20 protein-coding genes are annotated in these 19,331 nt (G+C 62.4%); 13 read left to right on the top strand and 7 right to left on the bottom strand.

Annotation, left to right across the window (positions count from 1 at the left end; all coding sequences use genetic code 11):
• Positions 1–16: 16 nt before the first annotated feature.
• Genes ACSQ26_RS03890 through ACSQ26_RS03880 form a run of 3 tightly spaced genes read left to right on the top strand, consistent with a single transcriptional unit; the run spans position 17 to position 5,787 of the window.
• Positions 17–931: a DUF58 domain-containing protein gene (locus tag ACSQ26_RS03890; protein WP_436006467.1), complete on the top strand. Its 915-nt coding sequence runs from the start codon at positions 17–19 to the stop codon at positions 929–931.
• Positions 931–3,714 carry a DUF4159 domain-containing protein gene (locus ACSQ26_RS03885; protein WP_436006465.1) on the top strand — a complete coding sequence of 928 codons (2,784 nt, stop codon included), beginning with the start codon at positions 931–933 and terminating at the stop codon, positions 3,712–3,714. The genes ACSQ26_RS03890 and ACSQ26_RS03885 overlap by 1 nt, the downstream gene beginning before the upstream one ends.
• Before the next feature lie 3 nt (positions 3,715–3,717).
• The gene (locus ACSQ26_RS03880; protein ID WP_436006463.1) at positions 3,718–5,787 is read left to right on the top strand and encodes a hypothetical protein; all 2,070 of its coding nucleotides are present in this window, start codon (positions 3,718–3,720) and stop codon (positions 5,785–5,787) included.
• A 58-nt stretch (positions 5,788–5,845) separates the two neighbouring features.
• On the opposite strand, the gene ACSQ26_RS03875 is transcribed toward ACSQ26_RS03880, so the two are convergent.
• Positions 5,846–6,097 carry a hypothetical protein gene (locus ACSQ26_RS03875; RefSeq protein WP_436006461.1) on the bottom strand — a complete coding sequence of 84 codons (252 nt, stop codon included), beginning with the start codon at positions 6,095–6,097 and terminating at the stop codon, positions 5,846–5,848.
• A gap of 345 nt (positions 6,098–6,442) precedes the next feature.
• Between ACSQ26_RS03875 and ACSQ26_RS03870 the strand changes: the two genes are divergently transcribed.
• Complete coding sequence (locus ACSQ26_RS03870) at positions 6,443–7,006, top strand: sigma-70 family RNA polymerase sigma factor (RefSeq protein ID WP_436006459.1); 564 nt, start codon at positions 6,443–6,445, stop codon at positions 7,004–7,006.
• Complete coding sequence (locus ACSQ26_RS03865; RefSeq protein ID WP_436006457.1) at positions 6,996–7,631, top strand: NrsF family protein; 636 nt, start codon at positions 6,996–6,998, stop codon at positions 7,629–7,631. Before ACSQ26_RS03870 ends, ACSQ26_RS03865 begins: the two co-directional genes overlap by 11 nt.
• Positions 7,632–7,635: 4 nt before the next feature.
• On the opposite strand, the gene ACSQ26_RS03860 is transcribed toward ACSQ26_RS03865, so the two are convergent.
• Positions 7,636–8,175, bottom strand: a complete 540-nt coding sequence (locus tag ACSQ26_RS03860; RefSeq protein WP_436006455.1) for a GNAT family N-acetyltransferase — start codon at positions 8,173–8,175, stop codon at positions 7,636–7,638.
• 259 nt (positions 8,176–8,434) lie between these two features.
• Here ACSQ26_RS03860 and ACSQ26_RS03855 point away from each other — a divergent pair, with 259 nt between their 5' ends.
• Together ACSQ26_RS03855 and ACSQ26_RS03850 are read left to right on the top strand one after the other, a co-directional pair.
• Positions 8,435–9,391, top strand: coding sequence for a glutathione S-transferase family protein (locus ACSQ26_RS03855; RefSeq protein WP_436006453.1), 957 nt, complete (start codon positions 8,435–8,437; stop codon positions 9,389–9,391).
• A 34-nt stretch (positions 9,392–9,425) separates the two neighbouring features.
• The gene (locus ACSQ26_RS03850; RefSeq protein ID WP_436006451.1) at positions 9,426–10,328 is read left to right on the top strand and encodes a homocysteine S-methyltransferase family protein; all 903 of its coding nucleotides are present in this window, start codon (positions 9,426–9,428) and stop codon (positions 10,326–10,328) included.
• A 2-nt stretch (positions 10,329–10,330) separates the two neighbouring features.
• Here ACSQ26_RS03850 and ACSQ26_RS03845 read toward each other — a convergent pair whose 3' ends face one another.
• Positions 10,331–10,819 carry an NUDIX domain-containing protein gene (locus ACSQ26_RS03845; protein WP_436006449.1) on the bottom strand — a complete coding sequence of 163 codons (489 nt, stop codon included), beginning with the start codon at positions 10,817–10,819 and terminating at the stop codon, positions 10,331–10,333.
• 40 nt (positions 10,820–10,859) lie between these two features.
• On the opposite strand from ACSQ26_RS03845, the gene ACSQ26_RS03840 reads away from it, so the two are divergent.
• Positions 10,860–11,768, top strand: coding sequence for a metallophosphoesterase family protein (locus tag ACSQ26_RS03840; RefSeq protein ID WP_436006447.1), 909 nt, complete (start codon positions 10,860–10,862; stop codon positions 11,766–11,768).
• On the opposite strand, the gene ACSQ26_RS03835 is transcribed toward ACSQ26_RS03840, so the two are convergent.
• From ACSQ26_RS03835 to ACSQ26_RS03820, 4 genes are read right to left on the bottom strand one after another with little or no spacing between them, the layout of a single operon-like run.
• Entirely contained in the window at positions 11,749–12,885 is a 1,137-nt protein-coding gene (locus ACSQ26_RS03835; RefSeq protein ID WP_436006445.1) for an ABC transporter permease, read from the bottom strand. The two genes, ACSQ26_RS03840 and ACSQ26_RS03835, sit on opposite strands and share 20 nt — an antisense overlap.
• Complete coding sequence (locus ACSQ26_RS03830; protein ID WP_436006443.1) at positions 12,882–13,799, bottom strand: ATP-binding cassette domain-containing protein; 918 nt, start codon at positions 13,797–13,799, stop codon at positions 12,882–12,884. Before ACSQ26_RS03830 ends, ACSQ26_RS03835 begins: the two co-directional genes overlap by 4 nt.
• Positions 13,796–14,743 carry an HlyD family secretion protein gene (locus ACSQ26_RS03825; protein WP_436006441.1) on the bottom strand — a complete coding sequence of 316 codons (948 nt, stop codon included), beginning with the start codon at positions 14,741–14,743 and terminating at the stop codon, positions 13,796–13,798. The genes ACSQ26_RS03830 and ACSQ26_RS03825 overlap by 4 nt, the downstream gene beginning before the upstream one ends.
• Positions 14,740–15,393, bottom strand: a complete 654-nt coding sequence (locus ACSQ26_RS03820) for a CerR family C-terminal domain-containing protein (protein WP_436006439.1) — start codon at positions 15,391–15,393, stop codon at positions 14,740–14,742. Before ACSQ26_RS03820 ends, ACSQ26_RS03825 begins: the two co-directional genes overlap by 4 nt.
• A gap of 193 nt (positions 15,394–15,586) precedes the next feature.
• On the opposite strand from ACSQ26_RS03820, the gene ACSQ26_RS03815 reads away from it, so the two are divergent.
• The 5 genes from ACSQ26_RS03815 (at position 15,587) to ACSQ26_RS03795 (ending at position 19,319) form a co-directional block, all read left to right on the top strand.
• Positions 15,587–16,138, top strand: coding sequence for a tetratricopeptide repeat protein (locus ACSQ26_RS03815; protein WP_436006437.1), 552 nt, complete (start codon positions 15,587–15,589; stop codon positions 16,136–16,138).
• 212 nt (positions 16,139–16,350) lie between these two features.
• Complete coding sequence (locus tag ACSQ26_RS03810) at positions 16,351–16,869, top strand: RNA polymerase sigma factor (protein WP_258157826.1); 519 nt, start codon at positions 16,351–16,353, stop codon at positions 16,867–16,869.
• Positions 16,866–17,810: an anti-sigma factor family protein gene (locus tag ACSQ26_RS03805; RefSeq protein WP_436006434.1), complete on the top strand. Its 945-nt coding sequence runs from the start codon at positions 16,866–16,868 to the stop codon at positions 17,808–17,810. Before ACSQ26_RS03810 ends, ACSQ26_RS03805 begins: the two co-directional genes overlap by 4 nt.
• Positions 17,811–17,935: 125 nt before the next feature.
• Complete coding sequence (locus ACSQ26_RS03800; RefSeq protein WP_436006432.1) at positions 17,936–18,418, top strand: CYTH domain-containing protein; 483 nt, start codon at positions 17,936–17,938, stop codon at positions 18,416–18,418.
• Positions 18,408–19,319 carry a CHAD domain-containing protein gene (locus tag ACSQ26_RS03795; RefSeq protein ID WP_436006430.1) on the top strand — a complete coding sequence of 304 codons (912 nt, stop codon included), beginning with the start codon at positions 18,408–18,410 and terminating at the stop codon, positions 19,317–19,319. The genes ACSQ26_RS03800 and ACSQ26_RS03795 overlap by 11 nt, the downstream gene beginning before the upstream one ends.
• The last annotated feature ends 12 nt before the right edge of the window (positions 19,320–19,331 follow it).

The raw sequence follows: 19,331 nt of genomic DNA, 5'->3' as shown, positions 1-19,331 counted from the left end.
AAAGACAAGCCCGACATTGGCACCCATTGGCCAGACCGTCCCTGCCACGACACCGGACGCCGCTCTTTTCCGGGCGCGTGAACGCGCGCGCCTGCTGCCCGATTGCCTGGTGGAGGCCAAACGCATCGCCAATACTGTGATATCAGGCTGGCACGGGCGCAAGAAGAAGGGCATCGGCGAAAACTTCTGGCAGTTCCGGCCCTTCGTCGATGGCGACAGCCTGTCGCGCATCGACTGGCGCCGCTCGGCGCGCGACGATCATACCTATATCCGCGACCGCGAATGGGAAGCCGCGCATACGATCTGGCTCTGGGCCAGCCTTTCGCCGTCGATGATGTACAAGTCGCAACTGGGCCTCGTCTCCAAGGAAAGCCGCGCATTGGTGCTGATGCTCGCCATCGCCGAGATCATGGCGCGCTCCGGCGAACGAATCGGCTGCCCCGGCGTTATGGAGCCGGTGGCCGCTCGCAACGCGGCGGAACGACTGGCGACGGCGCTGATGCATGCTGATATTTCCTCAAGCCTGCCGCCCACCGGCATGATCCGTGGTTCGAGCGACGTGGTGCTGTTCGGGGATTTCCTTGAGCCGCCCGATGAGGTCATCGCGACGCTGCAGCCCCTCTCCCGGCGCGGCCTACGCGGCCATGTGGTGGAGGTCTCCGACCCCGCGGAGGAAGGCTTCCCCTATGCCGGCCGCGTGGAATTCTCCGACCCGGCGACCGGCCGGAAATTCCTCTCCGGCCGGTCCGAGCTGCTCAAGGACGAATATCGCCAGCTCTATTTCGCCCGGCGCGAGTCGCTACGCGATGGATTGCGGCATCTCGGCTGGAATTTCGTATCACACAATACTGGAAGGCCTGCTTCCGAAGCGCTCGTCTCCGTCCATATGTATCTCTCGGGCCAGCCGGGCCGCACCGAGGGGAGCCGCTGATGGGAGCGCTCGCCTTCACCGCGCCGCTGATCCTGACCGCGCTCATCGCCCTGCCGCTGATCTGGTGGCTGCTGCGGCTGACGCCGCCGCGCCCGGAAAAGGAAGTGTTTCCGCCCTTCCGCATCCTGCTGGCGCTGGGAAAGCGCGAGGAAACACCGGCGACGACGCCATGGTGGCTGCTTCTGCTGCGGCTCGTGCTCGCCGGCCTGATTATCATCGCGCTTGCCGGCCCACTGCTCAATCCGAATGCCGCGACGCTATCGTCCGGCGGTCCGCTGGCGATCGTCTTCGACAATAGCTGGGCATCGGCACCGGCCTTCGACCGCCGCCGCGCGACCGCCGAATTCCTCATCGAGGAAGCGCGCGACAAGGACCTGCCGGTCAGCCTCGTCTTCACCGCTGATGAAACCCATGACGCCACCTTCGGAAGTGCCTCCGACGCGCTGACGCGGCTCGCGGCATCTGTGCCGAGACCCCTTCCCGCCGTCCGCGGTTCGGTGATTGCAGCCCTCAACACAGCCTTCACCGATGCGAAGCCCTCGACCCTCGCCTTCATCACCGATGGCGTCGCCGCAGCGCAGGACCAGCCGTTCCTCGACGGCCTCTCGGCGCTCGGCGCGAGCGATTTCCGCGTCATCGGCCGCGACAATCCCGATGCCGTCGCACTGACGGCGGCGGCCAACACCTCGGACCAGATGAGCGTCACCGCCGCCCGGCTCGACCCGGCTGGCGAGCAGACCCTGACCGTTTCGGCGCGCGACATGCAGGGCCATATCCTCGCCAACACCAACATCGTCTTCAAACCGGGCGAGCGCTCCGCAGAGGGCCTGATCGACGCGCCATTTGAACTGCGCAATGATTTCGCCCGGCTGACGATCGACGGCTATGAAACCGGCGGCGCGGTGCGGCTGCTCGACGACAGCTTCAAGCGCCGCAGCGTCGGCCTGATCTCGGGCGAAGTGGGCGACCGCAGCCAGCCGCTGCTCTCGCCGCTCTATTACATCACCCGCGCGCTGTCGCCCTATGCCAACCTTTCGCAGCCGGAGAGCAACGACCTCGCGACCTCGATCCCGGCGATGATCCAGACCGGGCCGTCCCTCATCATGCTCGCCGATATCGGGCGCATGCCGGGCGCCGCCGAACAGGCGCTCACGCAATGGATCGAACGCGGCGGCACGCTCGTGCGGTTCGCCGGACCGAGGCTCGCCACCGCGCCGGGTGACGATCCCCTGATTCCCGTGACACTGCGCCAAGGCGAACGCGCGCTTGGCGGCTCGATGTCCTGGGCTACGCCGCAGCCGCTCGATGTCTATCCCGAGACGAGCCCGTTTTATGGCCTGAAGGCGCCTGAAGGTGTACTGGTCAACCGCCAGGTTCTGGCCGAGCCCTCAAGCGAATTGCAGAGCATGACATGGGCCAACCTGCGCGACGGCACGCCGCTGGTGACCGCCAAGAAGCTCGGCAACGGCCGCATCGTGCTCTTCCATGTCAGCGCCGAATCCTCGTGGTCAAACCTGCCTCTATCCGGTGATTTCGTCGAAATGCTGCGCCGGATCGTGCAGATTTCCTCGACTGCGGCGCAGGCCACCACCACTGCCGAGGGCAAGATGGTGCTTCCCCCCTTCAGGATGCTGACCGCCAAGGGCACGATGACCACCGAAAAGGGACTCGCAAAGCCGATCGAGGCGATCGGCCAGACACGCGTCAGCTTCGCCAATCCGCCCGGCCTCTATGGCAGCGAGGATGGCTTCCAGGCGCTCAATCTGGTCAATAGCCAGCAGGCGCTGGCACCGATCCGCCTGCCTGATAATCTGGCCTACACCGAATCCGGCTTCATCGGCGATGGCAGCATGTCGCTCAAGCCATGGCTGCTCTCCGCCGCCGTGCTGCTCGCGCTGGCCGACACATTCGCCATGCTGCTGCTCGGCGGTGCCTTCGCCCGCCGGCTGGGTGCTACCGCCGCTGCCGCGATCATCGCTCTTGGTTTCGCGGGCATCGCCCCTGACTACGCACGCGCTGACGACACAAAGCCCGGCGACGAACAATTGATGGCCCGCCTCGACAAGACCCATCTCGGCTACGTGATCACCGGCGAGGCCGAGGTCGATCGCATATCCGAGCGCGGCCTCGCGGGCCTCACCGACTATCTCTATTACCGCACGACGCTCGAACCGGGCGACCCGGTCGGCGTCGATATCGCCAAGGACGAACTCTCCGTTTTCCCGATCCTCTACTGGCCGATTTCGTCGACCGCCAGCATGCCGAGCGAGAAGGCGATCAGCCGTATCGATGCCTATATGCGCGCCGGCGGTACCGTGCTGTTCGACACCCGTGATCAGTTCTCCGCGATCTCGGCGACCGGTTCGGTGAGCCCCAATACGGAGCGCCTGCGCGCCATCCTCGCCAATATCGACATTCCGCCGCTCGAAGCCGTGCCGACCGATCACGTTCTGACCAAGAGCTTCTACCTGCTCAAATCCTATCCCGGCCGTTATTCCGGCAGCCCGCTCTGGGTCGAGGCTTCGACCAGCAAGGCCGACCCGAACCGTCCGGCGCGTGCGGGTGATGGCGTGACGCCAATCATGATCACCGGCAATGATTTTGCCGGCGCCTGGGCGATCGACGATGCCGGCGCGCCGCTGCTGCCATTGGTGCCGCCGGATGAGAACCAGCGCGAGATGGCCTACCGCACCGGCGTCAATATCATGATGTATATGCTAACCGGCAACTACAAGGCCGACCAGGTGCATGTGCCGGCTCTGCTCGAAAGACTGGGGCAGTAAGAGATGAGCATCACCTTCGATCCGCTTCTGTCACTGTCCCTCATTGCCTTGCTGGCGCTTGCCGCCGTGGCTTTTGCCGGCCTCGGCCTTTATCGCCGCCAGCGCGGCATGGTCCTGCGCACCATCGCACTGGCGCTGCTCGTCGGCGCGCTGATCAACCCCGTCATCCTCAATGAGGAACGCGAGCCCCTCTCGACAATTGTCGCGATCGCCGCCGACCGCAGCCAAAGTCAGGACGTGGGCGACCGCAAGGCACAAACGGACTCCGCGATCGACCAGCTGAAGACCGCGCTCGGCCGCTTCAGCGGCATCGAAACGCGCGTCATAGATGCCGGCCGCGACACCGGTTCAGACACGCCCTCGACCATGCTGTTCTCCAATCTCGCCAGTGAGTTGGAGGACGTACCGCCGAGCCGCATCGGCGCCGTGATTTCAATCACCGACGGCCAGGTGCATGACATTCCGCGCGACAACAAGCTGTCGGGCATAGATGCGCCGGTGCACGGCCTGATCACCGGCAAGCCCGACGAGTTCGACCGCCGCATCGAAATCGTCAAGGCGCCGCGCTTCGGCCTGGTCGACCAGGAGCAGGAGCTGACGCTTCGGGTGATCGATGACGGCGTCGCGCAATCCGCGCCCGCCGAGGTCACAGTCCGCGTCAATGGCGAGGTGACCAACCGCATGGAGGCAACGCCGGGCGAGAACCGCGTTGCGCGCTTCAGGCTGCCCCGAGCCGGCAACAACATCCTCGAAATATCAGTGGCCGAGATTCCCGGCGAAGTGACCCCGATCAACAATCGCGTGGTTCAGAATATCGACGGCATTCGTGAGAACCTGCGCGTGCTGCTGGTCTCGGGCGAACCCCATGCCGGCGAGCGCGCCTGGCGCAATCTCTTGAAATCCGATGCCTCCGTGGACCTGATCCACTTCACCATTCTGCGGCCGCCCGAGAAGCAGGACGGCACGCCGATCAACGAACTGTCGCTGATCGCCTTCCCCACCCGCGAACTCTTCGTCGACAAGATCAAGGATTTCGACCTGATCATTTTCGACCGCTACCAGCATCGCGGTGTGCTGCCGATCCTCTACTACGACAACATCGCCCAGTACGTGAAGGAAGGCGGCGCGCTGCTGCTGGTCTCCGGCCCCGAACATGCCGGCGCGGAATCGATCGCCTATACCCCGCTCTCAACCGTCCTGCCCGCCATGCCGACCGGCAGCATGAACGAGAAGGCCTTTTTCCCGCGCCTCTCGGACCTCGGCAACCGGCATCCGGTCACGCGCGGCCTGACGGGTGCCAATACCGAGCCGCCGCATTGGGGCCGCTGGTTCCGCTCGGTAACGGTCAATCCGCCCGAAGGCAACATCCTCATGGATGGACCCGACAAGTCACCGCTGCTGGTGCTCAACCGCAATGGCGAGGGCCGCGTTGCGATGTTGCTCTCCGACCAGGGCTGGCTCTGGGCGCGCGGCTTCGAAGGTGGTGGCCCGCATGTCGATCTCTATCGGCGCATCGCCCACTGGCTGATGAAGGAGCCGGCGCTCGAGGAAGAAGCGTTGACCGCCAGTTCGCGCGGACGCGATATAGAGATCAACCGCCAGACGCTCGGCAAACAAGTTCCACCGGCAAGCGTGAGAGCCCCGGACGGCAAGACGAGCGAGGTGACCCTTACCGAGACTGAGCCGGGCCGCTTCACCGGGACTTTCAAGACCGCCGCGACCGGGCTCTACGAAGTCAGGAACGGCAACTTCACGACGCTTGTCCATGTCGGCGCCGTGGATGCTCCGGAATTCCGCCAGATGGTTTCGACCACCGAGAAACTGGCACCGATGGCCAGGGATAGCCGCGGCATCGTCCGCCGGCTCGACCAGGGCAACGGCACGGTAGAGCTGCCACAGATCCTCACCGTACGCGGCCAGGTCCGCGTCAGCGATCCAGACCGGATGGTGATCCGCATGACGGATGAAACGGAATTGAAGGGCGTCACCTCGCTGCCACTCTTCGCCGGCTTCATGGGCCTGGGCCTGCTGGCGCTGGCGATCGGCTCGACCTGGTGGCGTGAGGGGCGCTGAGCCTCTTCACTTGAAGGAAGGGCCGCCTGAGAGGCCCCTCCTCCTCACGGCCGCGAAGTTACATCATGTTCTTGTGCGCATTTTCCATGTGCATCATGCAGTCGTCCGTCTTGTTCATCTTCATCGCCTCCTTGGCCATGGTCAGCTCCTTCATGGCCTTGTCCTTCATTGCCGCGTCCTTGATGCCGTCGGCGTCCTTGTCCATTTTCATCAAGGTTGCCTCGTCGCATTTCATGGTCATGGCGTAAGCCGCTGGGGACATGGCGAGTGCGCCGGCGAAAACGGCGGCGGCGAGCGTCAATTTCAACATGGTTATCTCCTCGGTGTTTCGGGCGACATTGCCCCTTGGACACAGTCTCTCCATTGGCCGGCAAGTGATTGCCGGACCCCAGGATTCCTGGATCTGGATACGTGTCGAAGACCGTCTCGCGAGCCGGCCTTCATGCTGACTACGAGGCGGAGATGGAGATTGTTACAAGCATCGTCAAACGATTATGCCGGGTCTTTGTATCGAAGGCGGTCGCATAGCCGAGCCGGAGTTTTTGAGCTATCACATCCGGCAAGGCCTGCGGACGTTACTTTGCACCAGCCATTTCACCCGCGTTTCACGGAGATGTAACAAAGTCGTGTATCGCATCGTAGAGGATAATGTCGGGTGAACAGTTCGGCGCGTGAAGAGCAATGGGCGGCGTGGATGCGCGCGGCGATCGATGGCGACAAGCAGGCCTACCAGCGCTTTCTTGAAGCCGTCGTGCCCCATCTGCGCGGCCTGGCAAAACGGCGATGCGAGCAGTTTCGCGCGCCGGCCAGCGAAGCCGAGGATGTCGTGCAGGAAGTGTTGCTGGCAGTGCATCTGAAGCGCGGAACCTGGGATAGCTCGCGCCCGATCGGACCATGGCTTTCGACCATCGTGCGCAACAAGATGATCGACAGCCTTCGACGCCGCGGCAGGCATATCAACGTACCGATCGAGGATGTGATCGAGACGTTGGAAGCCGCAGAGCAGACCGACGCCATGGACCTTCTCGACGCCGAGCGCCTGCTCGAACGTCTCGGCGATCCGCAGCGCGACATCGTCCGTTCGATCTCGCTGAATGGCGCGGGCATTCGCGAAACGGCCGAGAGGTTGAAAATGACGGAAGGTGCGGTGCGCGTGGCGCTGCATCGTGCTTTGAAGACCCTTGCGGCCCTATACCGGAGTAACGAGCGTGAAAACTGATGATCTGATCAGTCTGTTGGCGGAAGACGCGACCGTTCGCACGAAGCTCGGCCGTATGCTTACCTATGCCCTGGTGGCCGGGATTGCGATATCCGCGATCATGCTCATCTCGACGATCGGCATGCGCCGCGACATGGCGGATGCGATGGAAACAGCACGTGTCCTGTTCAAGATCGGCGCAACGCTCGTGCTTGCGGTTGCCGCCTCAAGCCTGGTCTTCCAGATCGGCCGTCCTGCGGCACCGTTGAAGACACGCGGTCTGCTTCTGCTGGTGCCCCTGGCGCTGGTCGTGGCAGCCGTCATCGCCGAAATGAGCGTGATGCCGGCCGATAGCTGGCGGACCCGGATGATGGGCAACAATGCCCGCTTCTGCGTGATGTTCATTCCCGTACTGGCGCTTGCTCCGCTCGCCGCCTTCATGATCGCGCTACGCAATGGCGCGCCGGATAATCCCGGGCTTTCGGGCGCTGTGGCCGGTCTGGCGTCCGGTGGCATAGCCGCCGCCATCTATGCCTGGCATTGCCCTGATGACAGTCCGCTTTTCCTCGCCACCTGGTACACGCTGGGAATCGCCGTGGTCACGACAGCAGGCTACTTCACCGGCCGCCGTCTTCTTCGCTGGTGAGCGATCAGGCCACCGCCCGCACCGGCATCGTCGCTTCCTGATCGGGGTTCCACCACCGGATTTCGCCCTTCAGCCGCTCATGAACGCCATCGGCCATCGGCACGACGAGGATACGGCCGGGATCGACCGGCGCCGGAAACTTCAGCGCGTTATAGGCGACCTTCTCGAAGCCGAGCGGCATGTAATAGGGCGGGTCGCCCACAAGGATGACGCCCTCGGAGCCATGGCGCCGCGCGGCTTCCACGGCAATCCGCACAAGCTCGCGGCCGATGCCCATGTTCTTGTGCGAAGGCCGGACGGCCAGCGGCCCGAGCAGATGGCCCTTCACGCCTCCGGCCAGCACCGGCGTCATCCGCACCGAGGCGATCGTCTCGCCGAGATCGGCGCAGACGAAGGACAGCGACAGGTCATGCGGCCCCTGCTCCCGGATGCGAGCGGCAGCGCGCGCGAACCGGCCGGGGCCGAAAGCTTCTTCGTTGATATGTTCGATGGCGTCATGATGCGACGCATCTTCGGTCAGATAGACAAGATCATGCTTTTTCATGGAAAGGACAGTTCCCGGAGACGACAATGTGCGATGAGGGCTCGCGCGGTTCACGCACGGGCAGTAACGAGGTTCATCGCGGTCGTCGCAGCTGGGTCATCCGTCGGTCTATCTCTAGAGGAGTACGAAAGCGCCGATAGCAGGAAATTTTCAATCCGCCAAGAGCCAAAACGCAGCGTTCATAGTTTTGCCTCTCGTCATCGTGCATTTTGATTGCCACATTGGCGGGACGACACGATCAAGAACATGGAGAGACCCGATGGGACTGCTGGTCAACGGCGAATGGACGGATGCCTGGTACGACACCAAGGATACGGGTGGCCAGTTCGTGCGCTCCGCTTCCAGTTTCCGCAATTTCGTTACTGCCGACGGCAGCGCCGGCCCCACGGGCAAGGCAGGCTTCAGGGCCGAAAGTGGCCGCTACCATCTCTATGTCTCGCTGGCCTGCCCCTGGGCGCATCGTACGCTGATCTTCCGTAAGCTGAAGGGCCTCGAAGACCACATCTCCGTCTCGGTCGTGCACTTCCTGATGCTGGAGAACGGTTGGGAGTTCAAGGAAACCGACGGCGCAACGGGCGACCAGCTGTTCGGCCTGGATTACCTGTACCAGGTCTACACCAAGGCCGATCCCAACTATTCCGGCCGCGTCACCGTGCCGGTCCTGTGGGACAAGCAGACCGGTACCGTCGTCTCCAACGAATCCTCCGAAATCATCCGCATGTTCAATTCCGCTTTCGACGGCATCACGGGCAACAACCAGAATTTCTATCCGGAGAGCCTCCGCGCCGAAATCGACGAACTCAACGCGCTGGTCTACGACACCGTCAACAACGGCGTCTACAAATGCGGTTTCGCCACCAGCCAGGCGGCTTACGAAGAGAATTTCGACAAGCTGTTCGCCACTCTCGACCTGCTCGAAGCGCGGCTGGCCGGCAAGAAATTCCTGTTCGGTGACCGGCTGACTGAAGCGGATTGGCGGCTATTCACTACGCTCGTCCGCTTCGACCCCGTCTATGTCGGCCACTTCAAGTGCAACAGGAAGCGCATCGTGGATTACCCCCACCTGCAGGCCTACCTCAAGACGCTCTACAATGTCCCCGGCGTCGCCGAGACGGTGAGCTTCGACCACATCAAGAACCACTATTACCGGAGTCACAAGACGATCAACCCGAACGGCATCGTGCCGGTCGGGCCGATCATTGATCTCTCCGTCTGAGGTCGCTAGAACCCGGGCTCGATAAGCAGGGAGCATGGGCATGACGGTAACGATTCTCGATGGCGGCATGGGCCGTGAACTCGAACGCAGCGGCGCACCCTTCCGCCAGCCGGAATGGTCGGCGCTGGCGCTGATGGAAGCGCCTGATCATGTCGGGATGGCACATGCCGCCTTCGCCCGGAACGGCGCGGACGTCATCACCACCAATTCCTATGCCGTGGTGCCCTTCCATATCGGCCAGGAGCGCTTCGAGGCGGAGGGCCTGCGCCTTGCCGATCTCGCCGGCCGCATCGCGCGCACGACCGCCGACGAATTCGGCATCCGGGTCGCCGGCTCGCTCCCGCCGGTGATGGGGTCCTACCGGCCGGACCTCTTCGATGCCGAACTGGCGCGGCCGATTCTGGAAACGCTGATCGAAGGCCTCTCGCCCCATGCCGATATCTGGCTGGCGGAAACGCAAAGCTCGCTGGCCGAGGTTACGCTGGTCAGGCAATTGCTGGGCGATGATCCTCGTCCGCTGTGGCTGTCCTTCACGCTGGACGATCATCACTCTCATGACGTGCTGAAAGGCACGGAAAAGCCGGCGTTACGTTCAGGCGAAACCATCGCCGATGCGACACGCCACGCCATGACGCTTGGGGCGTCGGCCCTGCTGTTCAACTGCAGCCAGCCGGAAGTGATGGAAGCCGCCGTTCGGGAGGCTCGCGCAGCAGCCGGCGATGTCGATCTTGCGATCGGCGTCTATGCCAATGCCTTCGCCTCGGAAGCCGATGACGCGGCTGCCAACGAAACGCTGCACGGCATCCGCGCCGATCTTACCCCTCCCCTCTATCTGGGCTGGGCGCAAAAGTGGGTCGATGCCGGCGCCAACATGGTCGGCGGCTGCTGCGGCATTTCGCCGGAACATATCGGGGAACTCGCCAGGGCCTTGAAATAGTCTCACCAGACGTCGTCGAACTCGGCCTCGCCGGCCAATTCCTTGAGCCGGCGATAGGTTGCCGACGTAGTGCCAGTCGGAAGCGCATCGAGCGGAAAGAAGCCGGCCTCGACGATCTCGCGATCCCTCAGCCTCGGCGTGGTCTGCCTGACATCGCAACGGTAGAACACGACATGGTCGCGCTTCGAGGTGCGCCGGTTGAAGTAGACATGCACCAGCTGCGGCGGGGCGGTGAGTTCGAGATTGCCTTCCTCGCGCAGTTCCTTGGCAAGCGCCTCCCGCACCGTCTCGCGGCGCTCGACGCCGCCGCCCGGCATATGCCAGCCGGGAATGTAGGAATGGCGCACGAGGAAAATCCTGCCCTGGTCGTCGAAACAGGCGGCACGCACCCCCATCGTCATGCCCTTGATGAAGAAATAAACGAAATGCGCGACACGCGTGAGCACGCGGTAGCGGAACGCGCTCATCTCCGGCGGCGTTACATCCTGCATGCCACTTGCTCCTTCATCACGGCCACCATACAACGAGACAATGTTCACACTCGCGCATATCTCCGACGTTCATCTCGGACCATTACCTGACCTGACTTTCCTCGAACTGCTGTCGAAGCGCATTACGGGTTATGTGAACTGGCATCGCAACAGGGGCAAGAACCTTTTCGGCAACACGCTGGAACTGCTTCTCCTCGAAATCGTCAAGGCCAAGCCCAACCATCTCGCGATCACCGGCGATCTCGTCAACCTCGCGGCCGATATCGAATTCGATGCCGCCACGACGTGGCTGCGTGCTTTCCCAAGGGCGACCGAGGTTTCCGTGGTACCCGGCAATCATGACGCTTATGTGCCGGGTGCGCTCGACGACGCGGCGCGACTTTGGAAGCCGTGGATGAGCGGTGATGCACCGCGCGACGATGGTCACATCTTCCCCTATCTCAGGCTCCGCGACAAGGTTGCACTGATCGGCCTCTCCACCGCCACCGCCACGCCGCCATTCATGGCCTCGGGCTTCTTCGGACCCAACCAGGCGCGTCGCTTCGAAAGGGTACTCAAGGAAACCGGAGATGCGGGCTATTTCCGCGTCGTGATGATCCATCACCCGCCAATCCGGGGCGCAACCCCCAATTATAAACGCATGATGGGCATACGGCGCTTTGCTGCGGCCGTTCACATGGATGGCGCCGAACTCGTTCTGCACGGCCACACCCATCTCAACACCACCTATTGGCTCGATGGCCGCACCGGCAAGATCCCGGTCGTCGGCATCGCCTCCGGCAGCCAGATGTTCGGCGGGCGCAAACCCCCATCAGCCTACAATCTCTTCCATATCGATGGCGAGAGGGGCAACTGGTCGCTGCGCAAGGAACGCTTCAGCCTTATCGAGGACAAGACGAGCTTCGTGCGCGACGACGACGTCATGCTGATCAATCCAGCGTCCGCTTGAAGCGCATCAGCGCCAGCCCGGCATAGACGAGAATGAACACGCCGAGCATCGAGACCTCGAAGGCGATGATGTGCCAGTCGGCACCCTTGAGCATCACCGCGCGGATGACGCGGAGGAAATGCGTGAGCGGAAACAGTTCGCCAAGCCACTGCGCCCACTCCGGCATGCCGCGGAACGGAAACATGAAGCCCGACAGCAGGATCGACGGCAGGAAGAAGAAGAATGTCAGCTGCATCGCCTGCATCTGCGACTTGGCGACGCTCGATATCGTATAGCCGAGCAGCACCAACGACAGCACGAAGATCAGCACCGCCGCCAGCAACAGCGGCAACGAGCCCATGAAGGGCACGTCGAACAGCAGTTTCGCGGCGACCAGCACCACCACGACCTGCACGCCGCCGACCACCAGATAGGGAACGATCTTGCCGATCATGATCTCGAACGGGCTCGCCGGCATCGCCAGCAGGTTTTCCATCGTGCCGCGCTCGGTTTCCCGCGTCAGCGCCATCGATGTCATCATCACCATGGTCATCTGCAGAATGACGCCGAGCAGGCCGGGGACAATGTTATACTGCGTGATGCCCTCGGGATTGTAGCGGCGTTGGACGACGACTTCGAGGGCGTGCTTCTGCGCATCGTTCGCCTCGATTTCCTGGCCCTGTTCGCGGAGCAGCGCCTGCGCCGCCACGGTCGAGAGCGTCGATATCGCACCCGATGCGACCGACGGATCGGTGGCATCGGCCTCGATCAGGATCTGCGGCCGGTCGCCCCGGTCGACGCGCCGCGCGAAATCGGAGGGAATGGTCACGACGAAGGACACATGCCCGCCCTGGATCAGGTCCTCGGCATTTTCGGCACTTTCGCCGACCGAGACGAAACGGTAGTAGCCGGTAAGTTCGAGCGCCGACACCATGGCCCGGACATAGTGATCCGACGACGATGTCACGAGTGCGGCGGGCAGCCCCTTCGGATCGCTGTTGATGGCAAAGCCGAACAGGATCAGTTGCATCAGCGGCACGCCGAGCATCATGGCAAATGTGATGCGGTCGCGCCGCATCTGGATGAATTCCTTGATCAGCAGCGCCCTGAGCCGGGAGAACGAGAAGAGCCTGTTCATCCCATATTGTCCCTGGAGCCGGCCATGAACTGGATGAACACATCTTCGAGGCTGGTCTCGCCCGGTGTGACCTTGAACTCCGCCGTCTCGCGATAAGGCGCGAGTGTCGCTTCCAGCGCCTGGCGGTCCTTGCCGACGACATGCAGAGCCGTACCGAAGGCAGCAACCTGATCGACACCGGGCTTGCCCGCCAGTTCCTCGACCAGCGTTTCCAGCCCCTCACCTTCGATGACGAATGTCGTGAGCCCGGCACTGGCCACGACCTCGGGCACCGTGCCGCTTGCCAGCAGCTTGCCGTAGGAGATGTAGTGGATGCGGTGGCAGCGCTCGGCCTCGTCCATGTAATGCGTCGATACCAGCACGGTGAGGCCGCGCGCGGCAAGCCGGTGGATTTCGTCCCAGAACTCGCGCCGCGCCTTGGGGTCGACGCCTGCAGTAGGCTCATCGAGCAGCAGCAGTTTCGGATTGTGCATGATGCAGGCGGCGAGTGCCAACCTCTGCTTCCAGCCGCCCGAGAGCTTGCCGGCGAGCTGCTCCCTCCGCGTCGCGAGCCCAAGATCCTCAAGCGTCCGGTCGACATGTTCCTTGGCCGGCTTCAGCCCGTAGAGCCGGGCGACGAACATCAGGTTCTCCTCGATCGAGAGATCCTCGTAGAAGGAGAACTTCTGCGTCATGTAGCCGACTTCGCGCTTGATCCTGAGGCTGTCCTTCAGGAGATCGAAGCCGAGCACATTTCCCGAACCGGCATCCGGCGTCAGCAGCCCGCACATGATGCGGATCGTCGTGGTCTTGCCCGACCCGTTGGGACCGAGGAAGCCGGCGATCTCGCCGGTCGCAACCGTCATGGACACGTTGTCGACGACGGTCTTGTCGCCGAAGCGCTTGACCAGTCCATGCACCTCGATGGCGTTCATTTGCCAAGCACCGCATCGACGATCAGGCCGGGCTTCAGCACGCTTTGCTCGCTCTCCGGCCGCGCCTCGATGAGGTAGACGAGCTTCTGCCGGTTTTCGAGCGAGTAGATGACCGGCGGCGTGAACTCCGGACTGTTCGAGATATAGGTGATCGAGGCCTTCAGCCCCGGCGCGCAGCCATCACAGCGGATTTCCAGCGAGGTGCCCAGCTTGAGCGTCGAGACATACTGCTCGGCCGCATAGAGCCGGACCTTCACCGCGCCATCGGGCAGGATCGACAGGACCGGCTGCGACGGCCCCGCGACTTCGCCGACGCGCCGCACGACATCCTCGACCACGCCATCTTCGGGAACGGTAAGGCGCCTGTGTTCGAGCCGCCATTTCGCGTCGGCCAGCTTCGCCTCGGCCTGCTTGACCAGCGCATCCGCCGCGTCGATTTCCATTGGTCGCGCCGCCAATCGTGCCACCGACAGGTTGGCGGTCATTTCGCTGACTTTCGCATCCGCCTGCAGCAGCCCTGTCGACGCCTGGTCGAGGTCGGCCTTGGCATTGATCCCGCGCTTGGCGAGAGCCGTCTCGCGGTCGAAGACCCGCTTGGCTTCCGCGGCCTGCGCCCGGGCCGACTGCAGCGACGCTTCGATCACATCGATCTCCTCGCGGCGCTTGCCCTCCTTCAGGTTTGCCAACTGTGCTTGGGCGTGTTCGAGCGCCGCCTGCGCCTCATGGACGGCGATATCGGCATCGGCGCCCTCCATCTGGACGAGGGTCTCCCCCTTCGCCACGCGGTCGCCGCGCTTCTTGGATAGAGCCTCGATACGGCCGACCTCGACGGGCGCCAACAGCACATATTCGCCCTCGACATAACCGGTCGCCAGCGGCGGCGCCGGCGCGCAGGAAGCAAACAGGCCCGCGATCAGGGGCAATCCGCAAATCAGGTCCATCATGGGAAACTCCGATAGGCCAGAACGATGGCGCGTGTATTCTTGACCAGGCCCTCGACCACGTGCTCGGCCTCCCTGTCGCCGAGTTCGTCCCAATCCAGCCGGCGCATGATGAGCGGCTGCCCGACCCGGAAATGGAACACCTGGCCGATAAAGGAGAACACCGCGATCTTGACCTCGTGCGACTCCGGATCGCGGCCGGTCGCGATGCCGAAAAGCTCGCAGAACCGTTTATGCATCGGCTTCATCCAGGTGCAGTAGAACAGTTCCGAGACCTCGCCCTTGACCAGCAGTTCGCGCAGGATGAAGTTCACGAACGTCTGGCTGTTGGGATTGACCAGCCAGAAATTGCAGAACACCTTCATCATCCGCTCGATCATGTCGAGCGCTTCATCCGGCCTGAGCGGCGGCAGCGGCTTGAGGAAGGCCGGGCCTACAGTGGCCGAGATATTGCCGATGACATGTTGCGCGCAGGTCAGCCTGAGCCCCGGCTTGCCGCCGAAATGATAGGCGATCGACCCGATATTGGCGGCAGCGAGATCGGCAATCTCCCGGGTCGAGACGGCGTCATAGCCGCGCTCGCCGAAAAGCCGGATGGCGGCTTCGATCAGGGCAACGCGTGTGACTTCGGCACCGGATATTGGCTTGTCCATGCTGTTCTCCCGATATCAATTTAATCGCTTGATTAACTCAAGGCAAGCGCTGCCTGAAATAAACCGGCCAAAGTTGGAACGGTCATCACGAACATTTAGGTTGCGCATTTCAGGATTTCGTATGACCCTCGCATCAACCTCTCGGCCACGACAGGCCCAGGTTCATAACACTCAAGGACTAAGGAGCTCCCCCATGACCACCTTGACGATGAAGAACACCCTGCTGGCACTCGCAGCCACCGCCTCGCTGGCTTTTGCCGCACCCGTCTTCGCCGCCGGCGGCGGCAGCGATGGCGATAGCAGCGGCGGCGGCGACGCCAACAAATGCCCTGCAGGCCAGGTCTATGACAACGCGGCGAAGAAATGCGTCAAGAAGTCCAGCCAACTCAATGACAACCAGATCTATCTGTTTGCGCGTCAGTACGCCTATGCCGGAAAGTACGATGAGGCGCTCGATATGCTCAAGCGCGCCAAGAACCAGAACGATCCGCGCATCCTGAACTATTACGGCTACACCAACCGCAAGCTCGGCAATGTCGATGTCGCCATGACCTACTACAAGAAGGCCATCGCGCTCGACGGCAATTACCTCCTCGCACGCTCCTATATGGGCCAGGGCCTGGTGCTTCAGGGCGACATCGAAGGCGCGCGTGTGCAGCTCGTCGAGATCCGCGATCGCGGCGGCAAGGACACCTACGCCTACAAGGCGCTCTACGAAGCGCTGAAGACCGGCAGCACCTACTGACCCGGCACTTTACTCGCAGGCAAACCTGTGGGAAAAGGACAACAAGAGACAAGTGGACGCGAGCTTTCGCGTCCATTTTCTTTTATGCCCTTGCGAAATAAAGCCAAAATGTTTCATACCATGGGCCGCTCGAAGCCCCTTCCGGGACCTGGGGAATTTTCGACAGCAAATGAATAAACACGCCACAAACCACGTCATCATGTGTGAGGGTCATGAATAGCCAAGGCAAGGCAGATCAAATTAGCCGTGAACTGGTGACTTTGCTGCCAAAGCTGAGACGCTTTTCCATGACACTCACGCGCAATGCATCGGATGCAGACGATCTGGTGCAGGAAGCTTGCGAACGGGCCATCACCAGGAGCCACCTTTGGAACGGGGAAGGACGACTGGAAAGCTGGATCTACGCCATGACGAGGAATTTGTGGGTTGACGAAATAAGGAAACGGAAAGTGCGTACCGGTGGCGGTACGGTCGATGCGGCGGAGCAGGACGAGTTGATCGTCGAGGCCAATGCCGAGAAAGCCATTTATGCCGGCCAGTTGCACCAGATGATCCTGTCCATGCCGGAGGGCTTGTCCTCCGTATTTCTCCTCGTCAATGTCGAAGGGCACTCCTACAGGGAAGCCGCCGACATCCTTGGCATTCCGATTGGCACCGTGATGAGCAGGCTTTCGACCGCGCGTTTGAGGTTGGCCGCCATGGTCAACGGCACACAGGAAGCGAGGGCATGAGCATGGAGAATTTCAAGGAACTTCCTTTGGAAGTCAGGCTGTCTGCCTTTATCGACGGGCAGGTCGGCGAAGACGATGCACGCGAGCTCGAAGCGCTGATCGCTTCGAATGACGATGCGCGTGGCATCTACGAAACATTGAAGATGGGCTCGGATTTCGGCAACAAGGCATTCGAAGAAATGCTGCGTGAGCCGGTGCCGCTCGACCTCGTCCGCAAGATCAAGGCCATCGAGGCCAAGCCGGCGCCTGTGCGCCAGGCAGCGAACAACAACGTTGCGTCCTTCATGCGGTTCATTCCGCAGGCGATCGCCGCATCCGTGATGCTGCTCTTCGCCGGCGCCTATGCCGGCTACTACGTAGCCGAGAACCGCGTTCCCGGCGATCTTCCGGAACTGGTATCCGAGACATCGAATATCGAAGCGCCCGGCGGCGAAGTCAAAACCCGCGGCATGGGCAACCTGACTTTCGAACTGCCGGCTCCCGAAGCCGATAGCGAGATAAAGCCGGTTTCGACGCGCAGCATTACCAAGGCCGACGTCGCACTGGCGGAAGTCGCCAGCGCCCACAAGGTCTATGCGGCCGACAAGGTCCATGCCGACGAGGTTCCCGCGGCGCAGGAAAGCGAGTTGGTCGGTTATCTCGAAGCGGTCACGTCGGTGAAATTCGCCGTGCCGGATCTCTCCGCCGAAGGCTACAAGCTGCGTGGCGGCAAGTTCGTCGAAGTCGTGGGCCAGCCCACCGGCGCGCTGTTCTACGAAGACGGCGCGGGCAAATCCGTGGCGGTCTACTTCATGAAGAACGAGAACATCTCTGGCGCGGCACCCGCACAGGACGGCTTTACGGTGATCGGCGGCCAGAAGGATGCGACGAGCTATTTCATCGCCGCAGCCGACGAGGCGCTCGCCAAGAAGCTTGAGGGCAATGTCCGCTCCGTCTTCTAAGGCAGAGTATCAGCACACTCATTCAAGGCCGGGCCATCGCCCGGCCTTTTGCTTATGCCGTTTGCATCACCGCCTTGCCGTGCTAACCCTGCACAAATGCGAGTGATCCGGCGGAGCGTGCGTACATGCCGAAGGAAATCGAACGGAAGTTTCTCATCGCCGATGATACGTGGCGCGATCAGGCCGGCCGGGGCAAGGCCTTCCGCCAGGCGATTATCTTTTCCGAAAACAACCGCTCGATCCGCATCCGCACGATAGATGACGAAGAGGCCCGGCTGACGCTGAAGATCGGTATCGACGAAATGGCGCGCCACGAGTTCGAATACGAGGTGCCGATCGAAGATGCCAGGGAACTGCTCGACCTCGCCAGGGGCGGGCGTATCGCCAAGACCCGCTACAAAGTCGAGCATCAAGGACATATCTGGGAGATCGACGTCTATGAAGGCGACCTCAAGGGCCTCGTGGTCGCCGAGGTCGAACTCGAAAGCGAAGATGAAAAAGCCGCCCTGCCCCCGTGGCTCGGTCGCGAAGTGACCGGCGAGCGGCGCTTTTCCAATCAGGCACTCGCCGAAGGCAGCCTGGGAAAGGACTGGCGCGATGGAATATGACATCGACTTCGCCGAATCCCTCGAAAGCCAGGTCCGCCGCATTGCGCGCCACAGGCTGGAAGACGCCGCATCGCTTCTCGACGACATGCCCGATGGCCCCGACCATGCGATCCACGGCGCCCGCAAGCACATCAAGCAGTGCCGCGCGCTTTACCGGCTGGTCGCCGACTCCGCGAAGGAATTCCAGCGGGCCGAGAACCAGCGGCTCGGCGATATCGCCCGCGAACTTTCGCACCTTCGCGACGCAGCGGCACTGATGCAAGTGACCCAGTATCTCAAGCACGAGATCAACTCGAAATCCAACGCCATGCTGATGGACCGGCTCGCCAAACGGCTCGAACGCCGCCATCGGCGCTTGACCGGAGAATCAGAGGAGGCTTCGGAGATATTGCACAAGGCGTCAGGCGATCTCAGGCAGGCTGCATCGGATGTCAATCGGCTCGACCTGCCGAACGGCCCGCAAAAGGGCGCCGACTGCGTGGTGACCGGTTGGGAGAAGGTCGGCAAGAAGGCACGGCGTGCAATCGCTGCAGCCGCTTCCGGGCATCACGAGGAAGCCTTCCATGACCTGAGAAAACGCAGCCAGGACCGCTGGATGCACGCGGCCCTGATAAGCGATCTCTGGCCCACCGCGATGATCTCGATCCAGCGCCAGGCAAAAAGCCTTTCGGACCTGCTGGGCCACATGCAGGACCTCTCGGTGCTCGACGAAGCCATCACCACCGCGCCGGAGCTCGTCCAGGACAATGTGGAAAACGAAGCCGTTCGTGATGCCATCCGCACCCAGCAGGCAAAGCTCCGCGAAGAGAGCCTCGATCAGGCGGGCGATCTGTTCCGCAAATCCAAGCCGCGCGACGGCAAGGTAATCGGCCGCCTGATCCGCAAGCGCGCGGGAGAATAAGGGCCGGATTGC

Source organism: Rhizobium sp. LjRoot254 (assembly GCF_964254105.1).
In the GTDB taxonomy this organism is placed as follows: domain Bacteria; phylum Pseudomonadota; class Alphaproteobacteria; order Rhizobiales; family Rhizobiaceae; genus Rhizobium_E.
The sequence above is the reverse complement of the archived record's forward strand: the minus strand, read 5'-3'. Positions and strand labels throughout refer to the sequence as shown.

Coding starts and splice junctions, on each gene's coding strand:
- ACSQ26_RS03885 (WP_436006465.1), top strand. CDS start 931: ATGGGAGCGCTCGCCTTCACCGCGCCGCTGATCCTGACCGCGCTCATC.
- ACSQ26_RS03880 (WP_436006463.1), top strand. CDS start 3,718: ATGAGCATCACCTTCGATCCGCTTCTGTCACTGTCCCTCATTGCCTTG.
- ACSQ26_RS03875 (WP_436006461.1), bottom strand. CDS start 6,097: ATGTTGAAATTGACGCTCGCCGCCGCCGTTTTCGCCGGCGCACTCGCC.
- ACSQ26_RS03860 (WP_436006455.1), bottom strand. CDS start 8,175: ATGAAAAAGCATGATCTTGTCTATCTGACCGAAGATGCGTCGCATCAT.
- ACSQ26_RS03855 (WP_436006453.1), top strand. CDS start 8,435: ATGGGACTGCTGGTCAACGGCGAATGGACGGATGCCTGGTACGACACC.
- ACSQ26_RS03850 (WP_436006451.1), top strand. CDS start 9,426: ATGGGCATGACGGTAACGATTCTCGATGGCGGCATGGGCCGTGAACTC.
- ACSQ26_RS03845 (WP_436006449.1), bottom strand. CDS start 10,819: ATGCAGGATGTAACGCCGCCGGAGATGAGCGCGTTCCGCTACCGCGTG.
- ACSQ26_RS03840 (WP_436006447.1), top strand. CDS start 10,860: ATGTTCACACTCGCGCATATCTCCGACGTTCATCTCGGACCATTACCT.
- ACSQ26_RS03835 (WP_436006445.1), bottom strand. CDS start 12,885: ATGAACAGGCTCTTCTCGTTCTCCCGGCTCAGGGCGCTGCTGATCAAG.
- ACSQ26_RS03830 (WP_436006443.1), bottom strand. CDS start 13,799: ATGAACGCCATCGAGGTGCATGGACTGGTCAAGCGCTTCGGCGACAAG.
- ACSQ26_RS03825 (WP_436006441.1), bottom strand. CDS start 14,743: ATGATGGACCTGATTTGCGGATTGCCCCTGATCGCGGGCCTGTTTGCT.
- ACSQ26_RS03820 (WP_436006439.1), bottom strand. CDS start 15,393: ATGGACAAGCCAATATCCGGTGCCGAAGTCACACGCGTTGCCCTGATC.
- ACSQ26_RS03815 (WP_436006437.1), top strand. CDS start 15,587: ATGACCACCTTGACGATGAAGAACACCCTGCTGGCACTCGCAGCCACC.
- ACSQ26_RS03810 (WP_258157826.1), top strand. CDS start 16,351: ATGAATAGCCAAGGCAAGGCAGATCAAATTAGCCGTGAACTGGTGACT.
- ACSQ26_RS03805 (WP_436006434.1), top strand. CDS start 16,866: ATGAGCATGGAGAATTTCAAGGAACTTCCTTTGGAAGTCAGGCTGTCT.
- ACSQ26_RS03800 (WP_436006432.1), top strand. CDS start 17,936: ATGCCGAAGGAAATCGAACGGAAGTTTCTCATCGCCGATGATACGTGG.
- ACSQ26_RS03795 (WP_436006430.1), top strand. CDS start 18,408: ATGGAATATGACATCGACTTCGCCGAATCCCTCGAAAGCCAGGTCCGC.